Origin of the sequence: Streptomyces sp. NPDC000134 (assembly GCF_042899225.1) — a bacterium.
Classification (GTDB): domain Bacteria; phylum Actinomycetota; class Actinomycetes; order Streptomycetales; family Streptomycetaceae; genus Streptomyces.
In genome coordinates this window covers 13,016-31,028 of sequence record NZ_JBIAZN010000006.1, presented here as the reverse complement: position 1 = coordinate 31,028, position 18,013 = coordinate 13,016, and the positions used below count along the sequence as shown (strand labels likewise).

Genomic DNA, 18,013 nt, shown 5'->3' with positions numbered 1-18,013 from the left:
GTTCCGCTCCGGGGTCAGAACAGGCTCAGCAGGGCCTCCGCCGGGTCGGTCAGGCCGGTCTCGCCGCCCGGCAGGGGCAGCTCGAACCAGACCGTCTTGCCGCGCGGGGTGCGGCGGGAGCCCCAGGCCGCGCTGAGCAGGCCGACCAGTTGCAGCCCGCGTCCGCCCTCGTCGGTGTCGCGGGCGCGGCGGCGGCGCGGCTGGACCAGGCCGGAGTCCCAGACCTCGCAGACCAGGGTGCGGTCGAGCAGCAGCCGGAGCCTGATCTCGCCCTCGCCGTACCGCAGGGCGTTGGTGACCAGTTCGCTGACGAGGAGTTCGGTGGTGTCGACGAGCGGTTCCAGGTCCCAGCTCAGCAGCCGGGCGCGGGCGTACTCGCGGGCCCGGCCCACGCTGCGCGGCTCGCGCGGCAGCGTCCAGTCGCCGACCGAGTCGGCGGGCAGTCCCTGCACCCGGGCCATGAGCAGGGCGATGTCGTCCTCGCCGTGGTGGCTGTCGAGGGTGTTGAGGACCCGGTCGCAGACGTCCTCCAGGTCCCGGTGGGTCTCGGCGCGGTGCGCCGGGGCGTGGGCCGGGTCGGTCAGCGCGCCGACGAACGCCTGGAGCCCCTCGTCCAGGGGGTGGTCGCGGCTCTCGACCAGCCCGTCGGTGTAGAGGGCGAGCAGCGCGCCCTCGGGCAGTTCGACCTCGACCTCCTCGAAGGGCTCGCCGCCGACGCCGAGCGGCAGTCCGGGGGGCACGTCCAGCATCAGCGCGTTCTCGCCGGGCTCGACGAGGACCGGCGGGAGGTGGCCGGCGTTGGCGAAGGTGCACCGGCGGGTCACCGAGTCGTACACGGCGTACACGCAGGTGGCGAGGTAGACCTCGGACAGGTCGGCCTCGCGGGGGCGGCGGGCGGCCCGGGTGGCCTGCTGGACCCCGGTACCGAGGGCCTGGGCGGGGCCCCCGGGGGCGCCGAGGCCGCGGGCGATCTCGTCCAACTGGGCGAGCACCTCGGCCGGTTCCAGGTCCAACTGGGCCAGGGTGCGCACGGCGGTGCGCAGTTCGCCCATCGCGACGGCGGCGCGCAGTCCCCGGCCCATGACGTCGCCGACGACGAGGGCGGTGCGGTGGCCGGGCAGCTCGATGACGTCGAACCAGTCGCCGCCGACCTCGCTGGGCCGGCCGGTGGCCGCGTTGCCCGGCAGGTAGCGGCAGGCGATGTCGAGGCCGGACGCCTCGGGGTCGCCGGGCGGCAGCAGGGACCGCTGGAGGATGAGGGCGCGTTCGTGCTCGCGCCGGTAGAGCCGGGCGTTGTCGATACAGACGGCGGCGCGGGCGGCCAGCTCGACGGCGAGGTCCCGGTCGCGGTCCCCGAAGGGCTCGCTGCCCTTGGTCCGGGCGAACTGCACCAGCCCGACGACGGTGTCGTGGGCGACCATCGGCACGGCCAGCGTGGACTGGACGAGCCCGCCCTCCTCGGCGGGGACGCTGCGCGGCCGGGCGGTGCGCAGGGCGACGGCGCAGGGCGAGTGGAACGGGTAGTGGTGGACGGCGCCGACCCCGACCCGCTCCCCGGTGCCGAGGAAGGGCGCGTCGGACACGGCGCTGGCGTAGGCGACCCGGCGCAGTTCGGCGCTGCCGTCGGCCAGGCCGTGCGGGGTCTCGTCGCCGGCCAGCAGGCCCTGGTAGAGGTCGACGGTGGCCAGGTCGCAGAAGCCGGGGACGACCACGTCGAGGAGTTCGCGGGCGGTGGTCTCCAGGTCGAGGGAGTTGCCGATGCGGGCGCCGGCCTCGTTGAGAAGGGCGAGATTGCGCCGGGCGGCGGCGGCCTCGCGGGCGGCGGCGCGGCGGGCGGTGATGTCGGTCCCCAGCCAGGCGACGCCGATGGGGCGGCCGGAACCGCTGTGCACCCGGTACATGTTGACGGACCAGTGGCGGCGGTCCTCGGAGCCCGGGATGAAGCCCGTGACGTGCATGTCGGTGATGGATTCGCCGGTCTCCAGCACCCGGCGCAGGGTGGCGGAGACCCGCTCGGCCTCGGCGCGCGGCAGATAGTCGTGGACGCCCTTGCCGCGGTGGTCGTCGGGCTTGCCGCCGAAGAGGGAGGCGAACCGCTGGTTGGCTCGGCGCACCCGCAGATCGGGGTCTATCAGCAGGAACCCGAACGGGGACTGACTGAATATCGCCTGGGAGGCGGCGAGGTCCGTCTCGATGGTCCGCAGGGTGCGGACGTCGACGACGATGCAGACGGCGGCCTTCTCCCCGTCCGGTGTCCGGGTCGGCATCACGTAGACCTCGGCGAGGCCGCGCTTGCCGCGGCGCCCGTGCCCGGCGTCCGGTATCCGGAACGGGACCACGCCGGTCCACTCGCGCCCGTCGAGGATCTCGGCCATCTTGCGCTGGCCGCGCTCGCGCAGGTCGGGGTCGATGAAGACCTCGAGGGGGTCCATGCCCACGGCGCGGTCGGCGGCTATGCCGAAGAGGTGCTCGGCGCGCAGGCTCCACTGGTCGATCAGCCCGTCCGGGCCGATGGAGAAGGAGGCGACCTTGATGTAGTCGTAGATCGAGCCGGGCGGGCTGCTCTGCCACATGGCGTCGCCGGGCGGCGTCGTTCCCGGCACGGTGTCCGCCGCGTCGCCGCTCGCGGACCCGTCCCGGGCGCCGTCCGGCGCGTACGCGGACTCCGTGGCCCTCGCTGGTATCTCGCTCACGCGAACCGTCCCCTCCAGCTCACCGCGTCCGGCACCGGTCACCGGGGGCGGCTGCCCGCAGTATCCAGCACTACGGGGCCGCACAACACGGTGTTCACGATCACAGCACGATCCCGACGGTTTTCGGTCCGGTCCGTGACCACACTCCCAGTCTTCTAACCAGCGGACACGGCATCGAATCCCGCACGTCGGCACCGGTCTCGGGCCGGTTCCGCCGGGTGTACGGAACCTGGCCCGGTGTCGACCCCGCCGGACACGGAGCGTGACGAGCGGTGACCGGTCAGCGGGGGACCGCGAGTTCGAACCAGACCGTTTTGCCGGGGTCTGCGGGCCGGGTCCCCCAGCGGCGGGCGGCGGAGGCGAGCAGCCGCAGGCCCCGGCCGCCCTCGTCCTCGGGCCGGGCGGCGCGGACGTGAGGCGGGTCCGGGAGGGTGTCGGAGACCTCGACGCGCAGCACGCCGCCCTGCGGGCCGGGGCGCACCAGGCGGACGCCGATGGGGCCGGTGGCGTGCCGCAGGGCGTTGGTGACCAGCTCACTGACGAGCAGCGCGGCGATGTCGCCGAGGCTGTCCAGGTGCCATTCGCCCAGCCGGTCGCGGACCAGGGAGCGGGCGGCGCGCACGGCGCCCGGCTCCGCGGGGAAGGTCCACTCGGCACAGTCGTCGTCGGTGTCGGTCACGCAGAACACTTCCCCGGCCGGTCGACCCGCCCCGCATGTCCGTTTTCATGGGGTTAAGGGGCACATACCCGAAATCCAGTGCGGGGTACCGTCCGGGGTGGCACGCAGGGGTGCACCGTGGCACGGACGGCGTACGGGACGCGCGCCTCCGGTTTCCGGCGGCGCCGGGGCGTCCGGACCGCGCGCCTCATACGCCGGGTGAGCCGCCGGGGCGCCCCGGCGGGGGCGGCCTCACCCGCCGGGCGGGCCGCCGGCCGGTTCCGGGCCGAGGTGCGCGAGGGTGGCGCGGACGGCCGGTACGTCGGCCGCCAGCCAGGGGACGTCCCAGATCTCGCCGGGGGTGAGCCAGCGCAGCGCGTCGTGGTCCTCCAGGGGCGCGGGAGCGGCGGAGCCCGGCAGCAGGGTGGCGGTCCACACGTGCAGGACGTACGGGGGCTTCAGCGGCCACCGGCCGGGGACGCGCTCGCCGGGGCGGGCGTCGACGCCGAGTTCCTCGCGCAGTTCGCGCACCAGGGCGACGTCGGGGCTCTCGCCCTCCTCCACCTTGCCGCCGGGCAGTTCCCAGCGGCCGGCCAGCTCGGCGGGGGCGCTACGGCGCGCGGCGAGCAGGCGGGCGCCGTCCAGCAGGGCGGCGCCGACCACGATCCGTTCCGTCATGCGCCGGAGCCTACGGCAGGGGCCGGCCCGTCCCGTAGGCGCCGTTCTGGGCGACGCGCTCGACCCAGTAGAGCTGTTTGTGGCCGCGGGTGTCGAGGCTGTCGGCGATCTTCTGGGCCTCGGCCCGGGTGGCGTATCTGCCGACGCGGTAGCGATTGCCGTTGTCGTCCTGCCGGTAGACGAGCCAGGGCAGGGTGACCGTGCTGTCGCTCATCGAGCCTCTCCCCTTCCCGCTCGCGACCCGGGCCGCGCCCCGCCCGCCGGGGAAACCGCAATCCGCATATGCCCGAGCGTACGCCCAACCTTTACGCTGCGAATACGGCTTTTCACGAAGAGGTAGACAACCGGCCGGAATGCGGAGGGCGCGCGACGACGTACGCGCCGTCGGCCGCAGCCGGTGCGTCGGGTCGCGGGCACGCCGGAGCCGCCGGGGTCACCTGCGACGACGGCCGGAACCCCGCACCGCCGGACGGCACCCGCGCCCCGGCTCGCGCCCCCGCGGGGAGCGGGGGAGCGTGCCCCATCTCACACCGGGCCCCGCGGAGCCCCGGTCACTTCACCGGCAGGTGGTACGCGACCCGGTAGCGGTCGGCCGGGATCACCACGTCGGCGGTCTCCACCGGGCGGCCCGAGGCGTAGAAGGTGCGCTGGACGACCAGGACGACATGGCCGGGGACGCCGCCCAGGGCGTGCAGTTCCTCGGCGAGGCCGGGGCGGGCGCCGACCTCCTCGGTGACGTTGTCCACGACCACGTCGATGGCGGCCATGCGCTCGACCACGCCCATGCCGCCGAGCGGGCCCTCCTCGGGCAGCATCACGGGCGTGCGCCCGGTGACGGCGAGGGGCTCCCAGGAGGTGGAGAGCATCATCGCCTCGCCGCCCTCCCGGAAGACGTACCGCGTGCACATCACGCGGTCGCCGGGCTCGATGGCGAGGCGCTCGGCGACGGCGTGGCTCGCCTCGGTCTGCTCGCTGCGCGACTCCCAGGTGCCGCGCGCCTCGGCGTCGGCCTGCTCCTGCCGGAACGGCGTGGCCCCGCCGGCCGGCCGGTATCCGGAGCGGGCGATCCGCTTGGGCACGGGCCGCTCGCGCACATAGGTGCCCGAGCCGGAGCGGCCCTCGACCAGGCCCTCCGCCATGAGGACCTTGCGCGCCTCCAGGGCGACGGTGTCCGAGACGCCGTACTCCTCGCGGATGCGGGCCTGGGACGGCAGGCGGGTGTGGGGCGGCAGCAGCCCGTCGACGATCTTCTTGCGGAGATCACCCGCGACACGCAGATACGCCGGCTGCTCACCGAATGTCACTGGCCGCTCTCCCATCAGGTTGTACAGACAGCAACAGCCTGGCAACCGTAGGTTGTGCGAGGCAAGCAAAGGCCAGAGAACCACTCGATGTGATGACTTGTGCCGCCCAGGGTCTTTACGCAGGAACTTTCTCCCCGCTATAGGAGACGGCTGCAGGAGACGTCACACCTCCATGCCGCCGCCGTCGCCTCCCGGGTCGCCGGTGTCCTCGTACGACGGCGGGGTCGTCGCCAGCCCCAGGGCCTTGCGCGCGGTGACCGCGTCGGCGGGGTCGATGAGGTCGTACCCCTTGTCGTAGTGCTCGTAGAAGGTGTCCGCGTCGGCGGCGCCGGCCGCCCGCCGCCACTGGGCGCGGGCCCGGTCCAGGCCGTCGGCGAGGTCGGCGACCGGCCGCTCGGCGCCGGCGGGCCAGGTGCGCCCGCGCAGCAGCTCGGCCCGCTCGGCGAGGGCGTCCGCGACCCGCCCGGCCCAGGCCCGGTGGCCGGGCAGGTCGTCCTCGACGTACTCGGCGCCGGGCTCGGACTCCAGGGCGGCGTCGAGCACGGCGTCCGCCTCCAGGTAGGCGACCTGGTCGGCGTCGAGGGTCGTGCCGTCGTTGCGCAGCGAACCGGTGAGGGAGCCCCGCTCGTCGGTGCTGCCGAACAGGCAGGTGATCTCCCGGTCGCCGAGCCGCCAGCTCTGCCGGGTCGGCGTGAGGTAGTAGACGTCGACGTCGGCCGGGAGGGCCCAGGCGTCCATCGCGTACTCGCCGTCCAGGGCGTAGCACCGCTCGTCGGCGGAGCGCGTGACCTCGTCGTCGCCCGGGTAGGAGCCGTCGGGCAGGTCGAAGGAGGCGAAGACCTCGCCGTCGTGCTCCCCGGCGCAGGGCACCGTGTCGATGTCGTAGGTGATGCCTTCGAGGGAGCCGCCGGGCGTGTCGAAGCACTGGCCGGTGGTGAGGGAGTAGGCGGTGCCCTCGCCGTCGGCCGCCTCGCGCAGGCCGTCCCAGAAGGCGGACGCGCCGCCGGTGGCCAGGACCGCCGCCCACAGCGCCAGGCCGAGCGAGGACAGCACGGCGCCGCCCACCGCGAGTGCCTTGCCCCGCTCGCCCCGCCGCTTGATCTGGCTCAGCGCCACCAGGCCCAGGACCAGTCCGACGGCCGGCAGGAAGCAGAGCGCGCCGAGCACCAGGGCGGAGATGGCGAGGCCGTTGACGGGCGCGGGGCGCGGCGGGGCGTAGTAGGGGTGGCCCCAGGCCGGATGGGGCGGCGGCGGTATGGACACGGGTACCGTGCTCCTGACTCGGGCGGCGGCGCGCGGGCGTCCGCGTGCGACGGGGGCCGTACGGCACATCGGTACGGCTGGCCGAATCGTACGGGCGCGCCGGGACGGCGCCCGCCGGGGTCGGTCGCCAAGGCCGGGCGCCAAGGCCGGTCACCCAGGTCGGTCGCCGGAACCGATCGCCGAGGCCGGTCACCCAGGTCGGTCGCCGGAACCGATCGCCGAGGCCGGTCACCCAGGTCGGTCGCCGAGGCCGGTCGCCGGCCGGGCGTCCGCCGCGGCGGCGGCCCGGGTGATCCGCTCGGGCGTCCAGCCGGCCCGGTCCCCCACGGCGGGGACACCGCGGTGGCCCCCGGGCCCCTCTTCCGACAGAAACCGGAGAACCGTCATGTCCTTCGCCCCCGCACTCGACTTCGTCTTCGAGATCCGCGTCGAGGTGGCCGGTCCGCTGCACATCGGCCACGGAGACGGCGAGCGGACCGCGTTCGTCCCCATCACCGGCGGCAGCGTGGACGGCCCCCGGCTCCGCGGCTCGGTCCTGCCGGGCGGCGGGGACTGGAACAGTACGCGCGGGCAGGTGAGCGAGCTGGAGGCGCGGTATCTGATCCGGGCCGAGGACGGCGCGGTGATCGACATCGTCAACCGCGGCTACTACCGCCCCGACGCCGGCGGCCCCGACCAGTTCGACGGGGAGCTGCGGGTCGCCGAGGCCGGTCACTACTTCCGGACGTCACCGGTCTTCCGCACCGACGCGCCCGCCCACCGCTGGCTCGCCGAGACGGTCTTCGTCGGCCTCGCCCGCGCCGAGGGCGAGCACCTCATCGTGATCCGCGTGTACGCGCTGCGGTAGCCGCCGGCCTCAGGACAGCGCCCGCCAGGCGTGCTGGAGGGTCTCCCGGAACCGCTCGACGTCCTTGTCGCCCAGGCCGTCGGTCATCCGCTCCTCCAGCGCGCGGGCGGGCCCGGCGTACTCGGCCAGCAGCCGCCGCCCCGGCTCGGCGAGCAGGATGAGGCGCTCGCGGCGGTTGCGCGGGTTGGGCTCGCGGCGGATCAGCCCGCGGCTCTCCAGCCCCCGGACCATGTCGGCCATGGTCTGGGCGGTGACGAAGGAGTCGCGGGCCAACTGGGCGGCGGAGATGCCGTCGTGCCGCTCCAGCACCGTGAGGGCGGTGTACTGCAGGGCGGTGATGCCGGCGGGCTTGAGCAGCTCCTCCAGGCGGGCGCGCACCACCAGCTCCGCCCGCTTGATCAGGTAGAGCAGCGAGGTCTGCGCGGGTCGTTCCATGTCGTCCGTTCCCTCCTGGTGGCCACCGGGCGCCGTCGGGGCGGCGGCGGGTCCAGCCTAAGCCATTGACAGGAATCCTGTTGGTTGAGAAGACTGCGTTCATCAGGATTCCTGTCGGTCCCCGGCCGTCCGCGCCGGTGCCCCCGGCAGTCGTCGCCCTGCGCACGAGAGGCATCCGCCATGGATCTGCACGGGAAGGTCGCCGTCGTCACCGGGAGCGGGCGCGGCCTCGGGCTGGGATACGCCCGCGCGCTGGCCGCGTCCGGCGCGGCCGTCGTCGTCAACGACCTCGACCGGACGGCGGTGGACGCCGCCGTCACCGGCATCCGGTCCGCCGGGGGCCGGGCGGCCGGGGTGGTCGCCGCGGTCGGCGACAGCGCCGCGGCCCAGGCCCTGGTGGACACTGCGGTGGCCGAGTTCGGGCGCCTGGACGTGCTGGTGACCAACGCCGGCATCCTGCGCGACCGGGTGCTGTGGAAGATGACCGACGAGGACTTCGACGCGGTCGTCCGGGTCCATCTGCGCGGCACCTTCACCTGCGCCCGCGCCGCCGCCGTACGGATGCGGGAGCAGGGCACCGGCGGACGGCTGGTCCTGATCTCCTCGCCGGCCGGGCAGCGCGGCAACTTCGGGCAGACCAACTACGCCGCCGCCAAGGCCGGCATCGTCGCCATGGCCCGCACCTGGGCACTGGAACTGGCCCGCGCCGACATCACCGTCAACGCGGTGGTGCCGGTCGCCGCCACCGAGATGACCCGGACCATCCCGGCGTTCGCCCCGCTCATCGAGGAGGCCGAACGCACCGGCCGCCCGCTGCCCGGGTGGCTGCGCGAGGGCGAGGGCCTGGGCACCGTCGAGGACGTCACCGGGCTGATCACCTTCCTCGCCTCCGACGAGGCCAAGGACATCACCGGCCAGGCGATCGGCGTCGGCGGCGACCGGCTCGCCCTGTGGGCGCACCCGAAGGAGAAGGCGGTCGCCCTGGCCGACGGCGGCTGGAGCGCGGAGGCCATCGCCGCGCACTGGGCGTCCGGCGTCGGCGCCGAACCCGAGACCTACGGCATCCCCGCGCCGCAGGCCCCGGAGGCGTGACATGAGCGGCCTCGCGCTCGACCTCGACCGGCTCACCGCCATCGACGTGCACACGCACGCGGAGATCTCCAAGGACGGCCACGGCGCGCTCAGCCCCGAACTGTTCGGCGCCTCCGAGACGTACTTCAAGGCGCACGGCCACCGGCAGCCGACCATCGAGGAGATGGCCGCCCACTACCGCGAACGCCGCATGGCGGCCGTGGTGTTCACCGTCGACGCGGAGCACGCCACCGGGCACCCGCGGATCTCCAACGAGGAGGTCGCGGAGAGCTGCGCCGCCCACCCGGACGCCCTCATCCCGTTCGCCTCGATCGACCCGCACAAGGGCCGCGCGGGGGTGCGCGAGGCGCGGAAGCTGGTGACGGAGTACGGCGTGCGCGGGTTCAAGTTCCACCCCAGCATCCAGGCGTTCTCCCCCGACGACCGGCTCGCCTACCCGCTGTACGAGGCCATCGAGGAACTCGGCGTGCCCGCCCTGTTCCACACCGGCCAGACCGGCATCGGCGCCGGTGTGCCGGGCGGCGGCGGCATCCGGCTGAAGTATTCCGACCCGATGCTGGTCGACGATGTCGCCGTCGACTTCCCGGAGCTGCGGATCATCCTGGCCCACCCGTCGTTCCCCTGGCAGGACGAGGCGCTGGCGGTGGCCACCCACAAGCCGTACGTGTACATCGACCTGTCCGGCTGGTCGCCGAAGTACTTCCCGCCGCAGCTCGTGCGCTACACCAACAGCCTGCTCAAGGAGAAGGTCCTCTTCGGCTCCGACTATCCCGTCATCACGCCCGACCGGTGGCTCGCGGACTTCGCGAAGCTCGACATCAAGCCCGAGGTCCGGCCGAAGGTCCTGAAGGAGAACGCCGCCCGTCTGCTCGGCCTGCTCAGGTGAGGGAAGGAGTCGCCGTGTTGAACCAAGGCATCGGATCATGGTCGGCACGCCGGGCCCGCAAGACCCCCGACCGGATCGCCCTCGTCCACGAGGAGGGCACCTGGACCTACCGCGACCTGCACGAACGCGTCCTGCGCCTGGCCCACGCGCTGCGCGCCTCGGGGGTCGGCCGGGGCGACCGGATCGCCTACCTCGGCCCCAACCACCCGACGTTCCTGGAGACCCTGTTCGCCACCGGCGCCCTCGGCGCGGTCTTCGTCCCCCTCAACACCCGGCTGACCGCCCCGGAACTGGCGTACAGCCTCGCCGACTCCGGCAGCACGGCCCTGATCCACGCGGCGGCGCAGGACGAGGCGGCACGCGGGGCGGCGCGGGAGGCGGGCACGCCCTGTCTGCTCCCCCTAGGCCCCGCCTACGAAGACCTGCTGGCCGCCTCCGCCCCCGCCACCCCCCTCGACGAACCGGTCTCCCCCGACGACCCCTGCATGATCATGTACACCTCGGGGACGACGGGCCGCCCCAAGGGCGCCGTCCTCACCCACGCCAACATCACCTGGAACAGCGTCAACGTCCTCGTCGACACCGACCTGGCCGGCGACGAGGTCACCCTGGTCGTGGCCCCCCTGTTCCACACCGCCGGCCTGAACATGACCTGCCTGCCCACCCTCCTCAAGGGCGGCCGGGTGATCCTGCACGGCGCCTTTTACCCCGACCAGGTCCTGCACACCATCGAGACCCACCGCGTGACCTGCATGTTCGGCGTCCCCACGATGTACGACGCGATGGCCGCCCGGCCCCGCTGGGCGACCACCGACCTGACCAGCCTGCGCACCCTCAACTGCGGCGGCGCCCCGGTCCCCGCCCGCACCATCGCCGCCTACCTCGCCCGCGGCCTCGCCTTCGCCCAGGGGTACGGCCTGACCGAGGCGTCCCCCGGGGTCCTCTACCTGGACGCGTCACAGACCTCGGCGAAGGCGGGCTCGGCCGGCGTCCCGCACTTCTTCACCGACACCCGGCTGGCGCTCCCCGACGGCACCGACGCCGCCCCCGGAGAGCGCGGCGAGATCCTCGTCCAGGGCCCGCACGTCATGACCGGCTACTGGAACCGCCCCGCCGACACCGAGGCCGCCTTCACCGACGGCCGCTGGCTGCGCACCGGCGATGTGGCCCGCACCGACGCCGACGGCTACGCGTACATCGTCGACCGCGTGAAGGACATGTACGTCTCCGGCGGCGAGAACGTCTACCCGGCCGAGGTCGAGGACGCCCTGCTCACCCACCCGGCCGTCGCGGAGTGCGCGGTCATCGGCGTCACCGACCCGGTCTGGGGCGAGTCCGGCCGGGCGATCGTCGTCCTGCGCCCCGGCACCGACGTGACGGAGACCGACCTCCTGGACCACCTCCGCGCCCGCCTGGCCAAGTACAAGATCCCCAAGTCCGTCGTCCGCGCGGACACCCTCCCCCGCACGGCCTCCGGAAAGCTCGTCAAGCCCGCCCTGCGCAGGGCGTACGGCGACCCGGTCTCCTAGTCAGAGAGGCTCCCCATGCCCACCACCGTCCACGGCCTCGACGGCCTGAAGTCCCTCACCGGCACCGACCTCGGCCGCACCGACTGGCGCGAGATCACCCAATCCCGCGTCGACACCTTCGCCGACGCCACCGACGACCACCAGTGGCTCCACGTCGACCCCGAACGCGCCGCCCGGGGCCCCTTCGGCGCCCCCATCGCCCACGGCTACCTGACCCTGTCCCTGGTCATCCCCCTCTTCGGCGAACTCCTCGACATCACCGGCATCACGATGAGCGTCAACTACGGCCTCGACCGCGTCCGCTTCCCCGCCCCGGTCCGGGTCGGCGCGAAGATCCGCCTGCACGCCGCGGTCGGCACGGTGGAGGACGTCAAGGGCAACGGCGTCCAGATGCCCCTGACGTTCACGGTGGAGATCGAGGGCGAGCCCAAGCCGGCGTGCGTGGCGGAGGTGGTGTACCGGCATTACGCGTGAGGGGCGGGTGTCATCGGCTCGGACGTCGAACCCGAACACCTGGCCAAGCGCTGTGCCCTGCGGTACCGCATCGGCGGCGCCGTCCGACCGCCGGGAAGCCTTCGGGGGTCTGCTCGTGGCGCCCTGTCGTCGACCGCCAACGGGCGTGCCCCGCACGGGAGATGCGTCGACGCCGCCCTCCGCTTCGCTCGGTACGGTGCGCCCATGACATCTGCGATACGGGACCGGTTCCGTCCCTTCCGTGAAGAAGCCGAGGTCCAAGGCGTGCCGGCCGACGATGTGGAGCGGTGGCTGGCCACAGCCCGTCCCTGCGCCACCCTGGCACTGTCCGACGACGACACCGGACCGGTCGTGGGACGGTTCGGCGGCCCCCTGCTGCTTCCGGCCGACACCCCGGACCCCGGACACCCCTTCGTGGCCTCGGTCGACCTCGCCGCACTGCCGGCCGACGCGACGGACCTCCCCTTGCCGCCCGACGGCCGGTTGCTGTTCTTCGCCCTGCCCGAGCCCGGGGAAGACACTTCCATGGGCACCGTGATCCACGTGCCGGCCGGCGCGGCCGTCACACGTCGGGATTCGAACGCCTGGAACCTGGCGAACATCGCCGGGGACGACAGGGTGTTCGCGAGCTATCCGCAGGGGCCGCTCCGGGCGCGGGCCGACGTGTCGCTCCCTCACCACCAGTTCATCGTTCCCCCCGGTGAGGAGGAAGCCGTATACCTCCCCGGGCATCCCCACTGCTCAGAACTCGTCGACATATGGGAGAACACCAAAAACCTCATCGCTCCCTCGGCGCAGATGCAGATCGGAGGATACGCGGACGAGGAGGCCGTGGAGTTCGACCCGGTCGACGTCGCGGCGTCCCTCGCGGCGCGGGCGGTGGACGCCGGCCACTGGGACGGTCCCGTCTCGGACGACGTGGCCGACTGGGTGCTCCTCGCCGACTGGTACGCCGGCAGGGACGTGAAGGGGCGGGAAGGCGCGACCGTCCACTGGGTGATCCAGCGCGAGGACCTCGCGGCCCGACGCTTCGAGCGCGTGTTCACCACCGTCTTCTGGAACCCCTGAGCAGGCCATGACGGGGGCGAGAGGTTCTGGGCTGTCCGCGGCGGCTTTGCGGGTTGGGCAGAGGCCGTCCGCGGGTGGTGCGGGTACCGGTCCAGCACCTCAGCCGCCGGGTTATGGTCACAGCGTCGCGAAAAACGATGTGCCGCGGGTCCACCCGCCGGGCATCGCGCATACATCGATGCAGATGGTTCTGATCGGTGAGCGTCTCCTGCCGAGACCGGACATCCCGTCCGCTCACGGCGCTGACAATCGCCGACGCGTGTCGGCGCTACAGAGGAGCGCAGCATGCAGAAGACCATCGCCATTGTCGGAGCGGGACTGGGCGGGCTGACGCTCGCCCGGGTACTCCAGGCTCACGGCATCGCCGCGACGATCTACGAGGGTGAGGCTTCGGCGACGGCCCGCGCACAGGGCGGCTTGCTCGACATCCACGAAGAGACCGGACAGGTCGCGCTTCGCGCAGCCGGTCTGTACGACGAGTTCCTCACTCTGGTCCGACCGGGCGAGGACGCCAAGCGCGTGGTCGACCGGCACGGCACGATCCTTCTCGACATGCCTGCGGACCCCGGTTCGGCCCGTCCAGAGGTGGATCGCGGCGAACTCAGGCGCCTGCTCATCGACTCGCTCGCGCCCGGGACGATCAAGTGGGGTCACAAGCTCGCCTCGATCCGGCGCCGTCCGGAGGGCGACTACGCCCTCACCTTCACGGAAGGTTCCGCCACGCGCGCCGACATCGTCATCGGCGCGGACGGTGCCTGGTCGAAGGTGCGACCGCTGCTCACCCTCGCCGAGCCTCTCTACAGCGGAACCTGCTTCATAGAGATCGCCTTCGCCTCGGGCGGCCAGAACCATCGGGCGAGCGTGGCCGCGATCGGCAGCGGCACCCTGATGGCGGTCGCGCCGGACAAAGGCATCATCGCCCACCGCTACCCCGACGGGCACGTGCGCGGATACGTGGCGCTGAACAAGCCCGAGACGTGGATGAGGTCGATCGACTTCGGCGACCCGTCCGCCGGCCTCCGTCAAGTCGCCGACGAGTTCGACGGCTGGTCGCCGCTGCTCACCGCCTATGTGACGCAGAGCTGCGCGGAACCCCAGCTCCGACCCATCTACGCCCTTCCCGTCGGGCTTCAATGGGACAGGGTGCCCGGCGTCACGCTCGTCGGCGACGCCGCGCACCTGATGTCGCCCTTCGCCGGCGAAGGCGCGAACCTCGCCATGTACGACGGTGCCGAGCTGGCGAGCGAGCTGGTCGAGCAACCCGACATCGAGGCCGCGCTCACCGCCTACGAAGAGCGGCTGTTCCTGCGTGGTAGCGGCGCCGCAGGCCGCTCGGCGCGGAATCTGGAGATCTTTTTCGGCCGGGAAGCACCGCACAGCGTGGTCACTCTGTTCGATCACTCCTGATACCCCGGTCCGGGTTCGCCATCTTGCCGCGCCCCCGCGGGGAACAGACCACCCACCTGGCGTGGGCCTCGGCTCTAACTGCGCGTATGCCGCTGGTCGTAGCGGGAGCGGGAGGCGTCCACTGTGTCGAGGTGATTGCCCACCCACCTCAGCAGGGTCTGCAGAGGGTCCTGGAGGGTGCGCCCCAGAGGGGAGATGCGGTACTCGACCGCCACGGGCTCGGTGGACAGGATCACTCGCTCGATCACGCCGTTGCGTTCCAGTCGCCGCAGGCATGCCGTCAGAGATTTCGGGGTGACCGCGGGCAGGTGCTGGCGAAGCTCGTTGAAACGCCGGGGGCGATCGCACAAGGCGTCCAGCACCAGCAGCGACCACTTGTCGAAGAGCTGGTCGAGCAGTTGTCGACCGTTGTCACCGAGCTCTATGTGAGGCACGCCGGTCTCCTCGAAGATACCTGATTTCGTTGCAGTGTACAGGAACTACTAGATATACATCAGATATCTAGTAGCTCGATCCGTGAGGAAGGCTCCCGATGTCCGACACGTACTCGACCCTGCACGTCTCTGTCACCGACGGTGTGGCGTATGCCGTCATCGACAACCCTCCCATCAACCTGCTCGACGCCGCCCTCATGACGGACCTGGACCGGTTCACGGGCGCCATGTCCGCCGCCACCGACGTCCGAGTGATCGTTTTCGACAGCGCGGACCCGGACTTCTTCATCGCGCACGGAGACATGCGCATCGCCGAGGACCCTCAGTCGTTCGCGGCGCTCGCTGTCGCCCCGGAGCAGGACCCCTCCTTGAACCCGATGATGCGCCTGCACGAACGCATCCGGACCCTGCCGCAGATCACCATCGCCAAGCTGCGCGGGCTGGCACGCGGAGGCGGTGCGGAACTGCTGTCCGCGATGGACATGCGGTTCGCGGCTCGCGAGCATGCCGGCTTGGCTCAGCCGGAAGACACGATGGGCATCATCCCGGGCGCGGGAGGCACCGTCTATCTGCCCGGCCTCGTCGGCCGCGCACGCGCGCTGGAGATCATTCTCAGCGGCCAGTTGGTCGATGCCCCGACCGCGGAACGGATCGGCTGGGTGAACCGGGCCGTGCCGGCTGCCGAGCTCGACCACGTCGTCGACACCCTGGCCGCCCGCATCGCCGCCCTGGCGCCCGACGTTGCCCGCGCCACGGTCGAGGCGGTGGACGCCGCAGCGGTGTCCACCGCCGGTGGCCTGGCCACGGCGAACGAACTGTTCGGCCGACTTGTCAGCACTCCCGACGCGGGCCGCCGCGGAGAGGCGGCACTGGCCGCCGGCGCGCAGACCCGGGACGGAGAGCGCCGCCTGGAGGCCCTGATCGACGGCCTAGCCTGAAGCAGCCATGACCTGATGGCCGCCCGCGCCCACGGAGTGACGCAGGCATGCTCGACCAGGCAGATCCTCGTGCAGTAGGGACGGGCAGGGGCCCGACCCCGAAGAGTCGGACCCCTTGTGACCTGTACGTCTGCCAGATCAGCGATGTAGTGATGTGTCACCCGCTACACGTTGAACCGGAACGTTCATGGAACCCCTTCCTTCCCAGTGTTCCCAAGGGTTTCTGCCCCTCGAAGGGGCGCAGGGTCAGCACCAAGTCAGCACCGTGTCGCCGGGTCAGCACGTCATGCCGCCACTGCGACGGCGCGTACCGGCGACGGCCGAAGCGCCTGCTGCATCACGTCCCGGCACCGGTCCCACGCCTCCGGCACCAGGTGCCCGTACGTGTCGATGGTCGTCTTGATGTTCCGGTGACCGAGCCAGCGGCTCACTTCGTGGATCGGAACGCCGTTCGCGAGCGCCGTCGAGGCGAAGAAGTGGCGCAGCGAGTGAGGGGTGTACTTCGGCTTCATGTCCGAGGTGACCACGCCCCCCGCCGCGCACGCCTTCCGCCAGTGGTAGCCGTACGTCGACGCCGTGGGAATCTTCCCCTTGCCCCGCTCACGCGGTGCGAACAGCGCCTCTACGCCGTCGACCTCGACCGTGCCCCAGCGCTTCAGGTGGTTGCCGATCTCCTGGTCAAGGAACGTCGGCGTGGGCACGTCCCGGTACTCGTCCGCCGTACGGTGCTTGAGCGGCACGAAGCGGGTCACGCAGTCACCCTGATTCGCCTTGGCGCTGATCTGCCGGCGCAGCCGCAGGAAGCCCTCTCGCTGGCAGTCTGAGGTCAGCCCGAGAGCCTCGCTGATACGCAGCCCAGCACTCGCCTGGAGCCACACCGTGAGCCGGTACTGATCGGACATGGCGGCAGCGATGGCGTACACCTCCGCGAGCGTCGGTATCTCGTCCGGGTCGACGGCGGCGCCTGCCGTCTTGATCGGCGGCACCCCGTCGCACGGGCTCTCGTATATGCGCCGTTCCTTGACGGCGGTCGCCATCATGGCGCGCAGGATGTTCATACGGTCGTTGACTGTCGATGCCGACAATCCGCCGCTCACCATGGCTGTCTGAAGCTTCTTCACATCCGGGATGGTGACGCTGGCGAGGGTGCGGGCACCGAGCGCGGGAACCAGGTGGTTCGAGATGAAGCCCTGGTAGTTCCGTCGGGTCGACTCGTTCACCTGGTGCTGCGCGAGCCACTCTTCCGCCCACTTGCGCATGGAGATCTGCCCGAGCTGGTGGTCGGTGTAGACCCCGGCCCGCTTGTCGTTCTCCGCCTTGACGCCGAAGCTCTCGGCCTCCCGCTTCGTGGGGAACGACTTCTCCCGCTGACGCCCCGTCCGCCCACCGGGCTCGCGGTACCGGACTGTCCACAGGTGCGCGCACCGGGTCTTGTTCCGGCAGTCACACTTCTTCAGTACCTGCGCCACTCTTCATCTCCCTGAGCACCTCGTCGGCCTTCTCCGTCAGCTGTCCGCCCGCCTTGCCCTCGACCTTGGTCAGGAAGCCGCGCTTCCGTGCAGCGCGCAGGTGCCCCTTGAGCGTGGCCTGCTTGATGTTCGTAATCTCCTCAAGCGCCTGGATCGGGGCCCGCTCGCCGATCTCGACGACCCGCACATAGACCGCCGAGAGCATGGCCAGGTACCTATCGGTGACCCCTCTGGGCGCGTCGGCGAGCCACCCACGCAGGAGTCCTGCTTCCTCCTCCACGGCCTGGTCAATACCGGTCGGAGCTGCGTCGAGCATCTCCACGAACGATCTGGTGTCGATCTGCCGGAGCACCGTGCTGGACAGGCCGCGGGCGATCTCCTGCGGGTCGCCGTCTTCGTGAGGCTCGATCCGAATCTCCTGCGGCCCACCGCCCACGGAGTCGGCTGGCCGCCACATCGTCACCTTCCATGAGCCGATACGCCGGCGAATCTCGATGCCCGCACGCGACGGCGGACCGTCAGGGCTACGTGTGATCTCCATGCGAGGAACGTACGAGCCTATTCAACCCCAGTCAAGTCTAGATGTGACGCATCCGGCTTTGACAGAACCAGGTGTATTGCTCAGGATGATGCCGGTACGACGAACCGAAGGAGATCCGTCTTTGCACCACAACCGCCTGATGACCGTTGACGAACTGGCTGAGTACCTGGGCAAGAAGCCCGCCTGGATCTACAACAACCACCGGAAGGTCGGCGGCAGCCTGCGCTTCCGCATGTCCGAGGTCGACCGCTGGCTCGACCGGGAGTGCCCGGCCTCGGCCTGACCTGCGGTCCTCTC

The 18,013-nt window shown here is 71.9% G+C and carries 19 protein-coding genes; 9 read left to right on the top strand and 10 right to left on the bottom strand.

Features of this window, described 5'->3' with window-relative positions; genetic code table 11:
* Positions 1 to 14 precede the first annotated feature (14 nt).
* The 6 genes from ACFY32_RS10815 to ACFY32_RS10790 form a co-directional block, all read right to left on the bottom strand.
* Entirely contained in the window at positions 15 to 2,693 is a 2,679-nt protein-coding gene (locus tag ACFY32_RS10815; protein ID WP_390673944.1) for a SpoIIE family protein phosphatase, read from the bottom strand.
* Positions 2,694 to 2,973: 280 nt separating this feature from the next.
* On the bottom strand, positions 2,974 to 3,381 hold the full coding sequence (locus ACFY32_RS10810; protein ID WP_390673943.1) for an ATP-binding protein: 408 nt from the start codon (positions 3,379 to 3,381) through the stop codon (positions 2,974 to 2,976).
* 222 nt (positions 3,382 to 3,603) lie between these two features.
* A complete protein-coding gene (locus ACFY32_RS10805; protein WP_390673942.1) occupies positions 3,604 to 4,029 on the bottom strand; it encodes a (deoxy)nucleoside triphosphate pyrophosphohydrolase in 426 nt (141 codons plus the stop codon).
* 10 nt (positions 4,030 to 4,039) lie between these two features.
* A complete protein-coding gene (locus ACFY32_RS10800; RefSeq protein WP_390673941.1) occupies positions 4,040 to 4,243 on the bottom strand; it encodes an SPOR domain-containing protein in 204 nt (67 codons plus the stop codon).
* 337 nt (positions 4,244 to 4,580) lie between these two features.
* Positions 4,581 to 5,333: a GntR family transcriptional regulator gene (locus ACFY32_RS10795; protein ID WP_359196847.1), complete on the bottom strand. Its 753-nt coding sequence runs from the start codon at positions 5,331 to 5,333 to the stop codon at positions 4,581 to 4,583.
* 162 nt (positions 5,334 to 5,495) lie between these two features.
* Positions 5,496 to 6,596: a DUF4190 domain-containing protein gene (locus tag ACFY32_RS10790; RefSeq protein WP_390673940.1), complete on the bottom strand. Its 1,101-nt coding sequence runs from the start codon at positions 6,594 to 6,596 to the stop codon at positions 5,496 to 5,498.
* A gap of 385 nt (positions 6,597 to 6,981) precedes the next feature.
* Here ACFY32_RS10790 and ACFY32_RS10785 point away from each other — a divergent pair, with 385 nt between their 5' ends.
* Positions 6,982 to 7,443: a DUF3237 domain-containing protein gene (locus tag ACFY32_RS10785; protein WP_359196852.1), complete on the top strand. Its 462-nt coding sequence runs from the start codon at positions 6,982 to 6,984 to the stop codon at positions 7,441 to 7,443.
* Positions 7,444 to 7,452: 9 nt separating this feature from the next.
* Here the strand turns inward: ACFY32_RS10785 and ACFY32_RS10780 are convergent, their stop codons facing one another.
* Positions 7,453 to 7,878 (bottom strand): MarR family winged helix-turn-helix transcriptional regulator, encoded by a 426-nt coding sequence (locus ACFY32_RS10780; protein WP_359196855.1) that lies wholly within the window; start codon positions 7,876 to 7,878, stop codon positions 7,453 to 7,455.
* A 180-nt stretch (positions 7,879 to 8,058) separates the two neighbouring features.
* On the opposite strand from ACFY32_RS10780, the gene ACFY32_RS10775 reads away from it, so the two are divergent.
* From ACFY32_RS10775 to ACFY32_RS10750, 6 genes are all read left to right on the top strand, one after another.
* Positions 8,059 to 8,970 carry an SDR family oxidoreductase gene (locus tag ACFY32_RS10775; RefSeq protein WP_390673939.1) on the top strand — a complete coding sequence of 304 codons (912 nt, stop codon included), beginning with the start codon at positions 8,059 to 8,061 and terminating at the stop codon, positions 8,968 to 8,970.
* A gap of 1 nt (position 8,971) precedes the next feature.
* Positions 8,972 to 9,856: an amidohydrolase family protein gene (locus tag ACFY32_RS10770; protein ID WP_390673938.1), complete on the top strand. Its 885-nt coding sequence runs from the start codon at positions 8,972 to 8,974 to the stop codon at positions 9,854 to 9,856.
* Between the two features lie 14 nt (positions 9,857 to 9,870).
* On the top strand, positions 9,871 to 11,385 hold the full coding sequence (locus tag ACFY32_RS10765; RefSeq protein WP_390673937.1) for a long-chain fatty acid--CoA ligase: 1,515 nt from the start codon (positions 9,871 to 9,873) through the stop codon (positions 11,383 to 11,385).
* Between the two features lie 15 nt (positions 11,386 to 11,400).
* Entirely contained in the window at positions 11,401 to 11,859 is a 459-nt protein-coding gene (locus ACFY32_RS10760; RefSeq protein WP_390673936.1) for a MaoC family dehydratase, read from the top strand.
* A gap of 204 nt (positions 11,860 to 12,063) precedes the next feature.
* Positions 12,064 to 12,927: a DUF1963 domain-containing protein gene (locus tag ACFY32_RS10755; RefSeq protein ID WP_390673935.1), complete on the top strand. Its 864-nt coding sequence runs from the start codon at positions 12,064 to 12,066 to the stop codon at positions 12,925 to 12,927.
* Between the two features lie 285 nt (positions 12,928 to 13,212).
* Complete coding sequence (locus ACFY32_RS10750) at positions 13,213 to 14,334, top strand: FAD-dependent oxidoreductase (protein WP_390673934.1); 1,122 nt, start codon at positions 13,213 to 13,215, stop codon at positions 14,332 to 14,334.
* A gap of 74 nt (positions 14,335 to 14,408) precedes the next feature.
* On the opposite strand, the gene ACFY32_RS10745 is transcribed toward ACFY32_RS10750, so the two are convergent.
* Positions 14,409 to 14,768, bottom strand: coding sequence for a helix-turn-helix domain-containing protein (locus ACFY32_RS10745; RefSeq protein ID WP_359196875.1), 360 nt, complete (start codon positions 14,766 to 14,768; stop codon positions 14,409 to 14,411).
* 98 nt (positions 14,769 to 14,866) lie between these two features.
* Between ACFY32_RS10745 and ACFY32_RS10740 the strand changes: the two genes are divergently transcribed.
* Complete coding sequence (locus tag ACFY32_RS10740; protein WP_390673933.1) at positions 14,867 to 15,706, top strand: enoyl-CoA hydratase/isomerase family protein; 840 nt, start codon at positions 14,867 to 14,869, stop codon at positions 15,704 to 15,706.
* Positions 15,707 to 15,990: 284 nt separating this feature from the next.
* Here the strand turns inward: ACFY32_RS10740 and ACFY32_RS10735 are convergent, their stop codons facing one another.
* On the bottom strand, positions 15,991 to 17,175 hold the full coding sequence (locus ACFY32_RS10735; protein WP_390673932.1) for a tyrosine-type recombinase/integrase: 1,185 nt from the start codon (positions 17,173 to 17,175) through the stop codon (positions 15,991 to 15,993).
* Entirely contained in the window at positions 17,150 to 17,716 is a 567-nt protein-coding gene (locus ACFY32_RS10730) for a hypothetical protein (protein WP_390673931.1), read from the bottom strand. Before ACFY32_RS10730 ends, ACFY32_RS10735 begins: the two co-directional genes overlap by 26 nt.
* A 121-nt stretch (positions 17,717 to 17,837) precedes the next feature.
* Between ACFY32_RS10730 and ACFY32_RS10725 the strand changes: the two genes are divergently transcribed.
* On the top strand, positions 17,838 to 17,999 hold the full coding sequence (locus tag ACFY32_RS10725; protein WP_390673930.1) for a helix-turn-helix domain-containing protein: 162 nt from the start codon (positions 17,838 to 17,840) through the stop codon (positions 17,997 to 17,999).
* The last annotated feature ends 14 nt before the right edge of the window (positions 18,000 to 18,013 follow it).

Excerpts from the sequence above, each read along its gene's own strand:
- ACFY32_RS10805 (WP_390673942.1), bottom strand. The coding sequence starts at position 4,029 with ATGACGGAACGGATCGTGGTCGGCGCCGCCCTGCTGGACGGCGCCCGC.
- ACFY32_RS10800 (WP_390673941.1), bottom strand. The coding sequence starts at position 4,243 with ATGAGCGACAGCACGGTCACCCTGCCCTGGCTCGTCTACCGGCAGGAC.
- ACFY32_RS10785 (WP_359196852.1), top strand. The coding sequence starts at position 6,982 with ATGTCCTTCGCCCCCGCACTCGACTTCGTCTTCGAGATCCGCGTCGAG.
- ACFY32_RS10780 (WP_359196855.1), bottom strand. The coding sequence starts at position 7,878 with ATGGAACGACCCGCGCAGACCTCGCTGCTCTACCTGATCAAGCGGGCG.
- ACFY32_RS10775 (WP_390673939.1), top strand. The coding sequence starts at position 8,059 with ATGGATCTGCACGGGAAGGTCGCCGTCGTCACCGGGAGCGGGCGCGGC.
- ACFY32_RS10770 (WP_390673938.1), top strand. The coding sequence starts at position 8,972 with ATGAGCGGCCTCGCGCTCGACCTCGACCGGCTCACCGCCATCGACGTG.
- ACFY32_RS10760 (WP_390673936.1), top strand. The coding sequence starts at position 11,401 with ATGCCCACCACCGTCCACGGCCTCGACGGCCTGAAGTCCCTCACCGGC.
- ACFY32_RS10755 (WP_390673935.1), top strand. The coding sequence starts at position 12,064 with ATGACATCTGCGATACGGGACCGGTTCCGTCCCTTCCGTGAAGAAGCC.
- ACFY32_RS10750 (WP_390673934.1), top strand. The coding sequence starts at position 13,213 with ATGCAGAAGACCATCGCCATTGTCGGAGCGGGACTGGGCGGGCTGACG.
- ACFY32_RS10740 (WP_390673933.1), top strand. The coding sequence starts at position 14,867 with ATGTCCGACACGTACTCGACCCTGCACGTCTCTGTCACCGACGGTGTG.
- ACFY32_RS10730 (WP_390673931.1), bottom strand. The coding sequence starts at position 17,716 with ATGGAGATCACACGTAGCCCTGACGGTCCGCCGTCGCGTGCGGGCATC.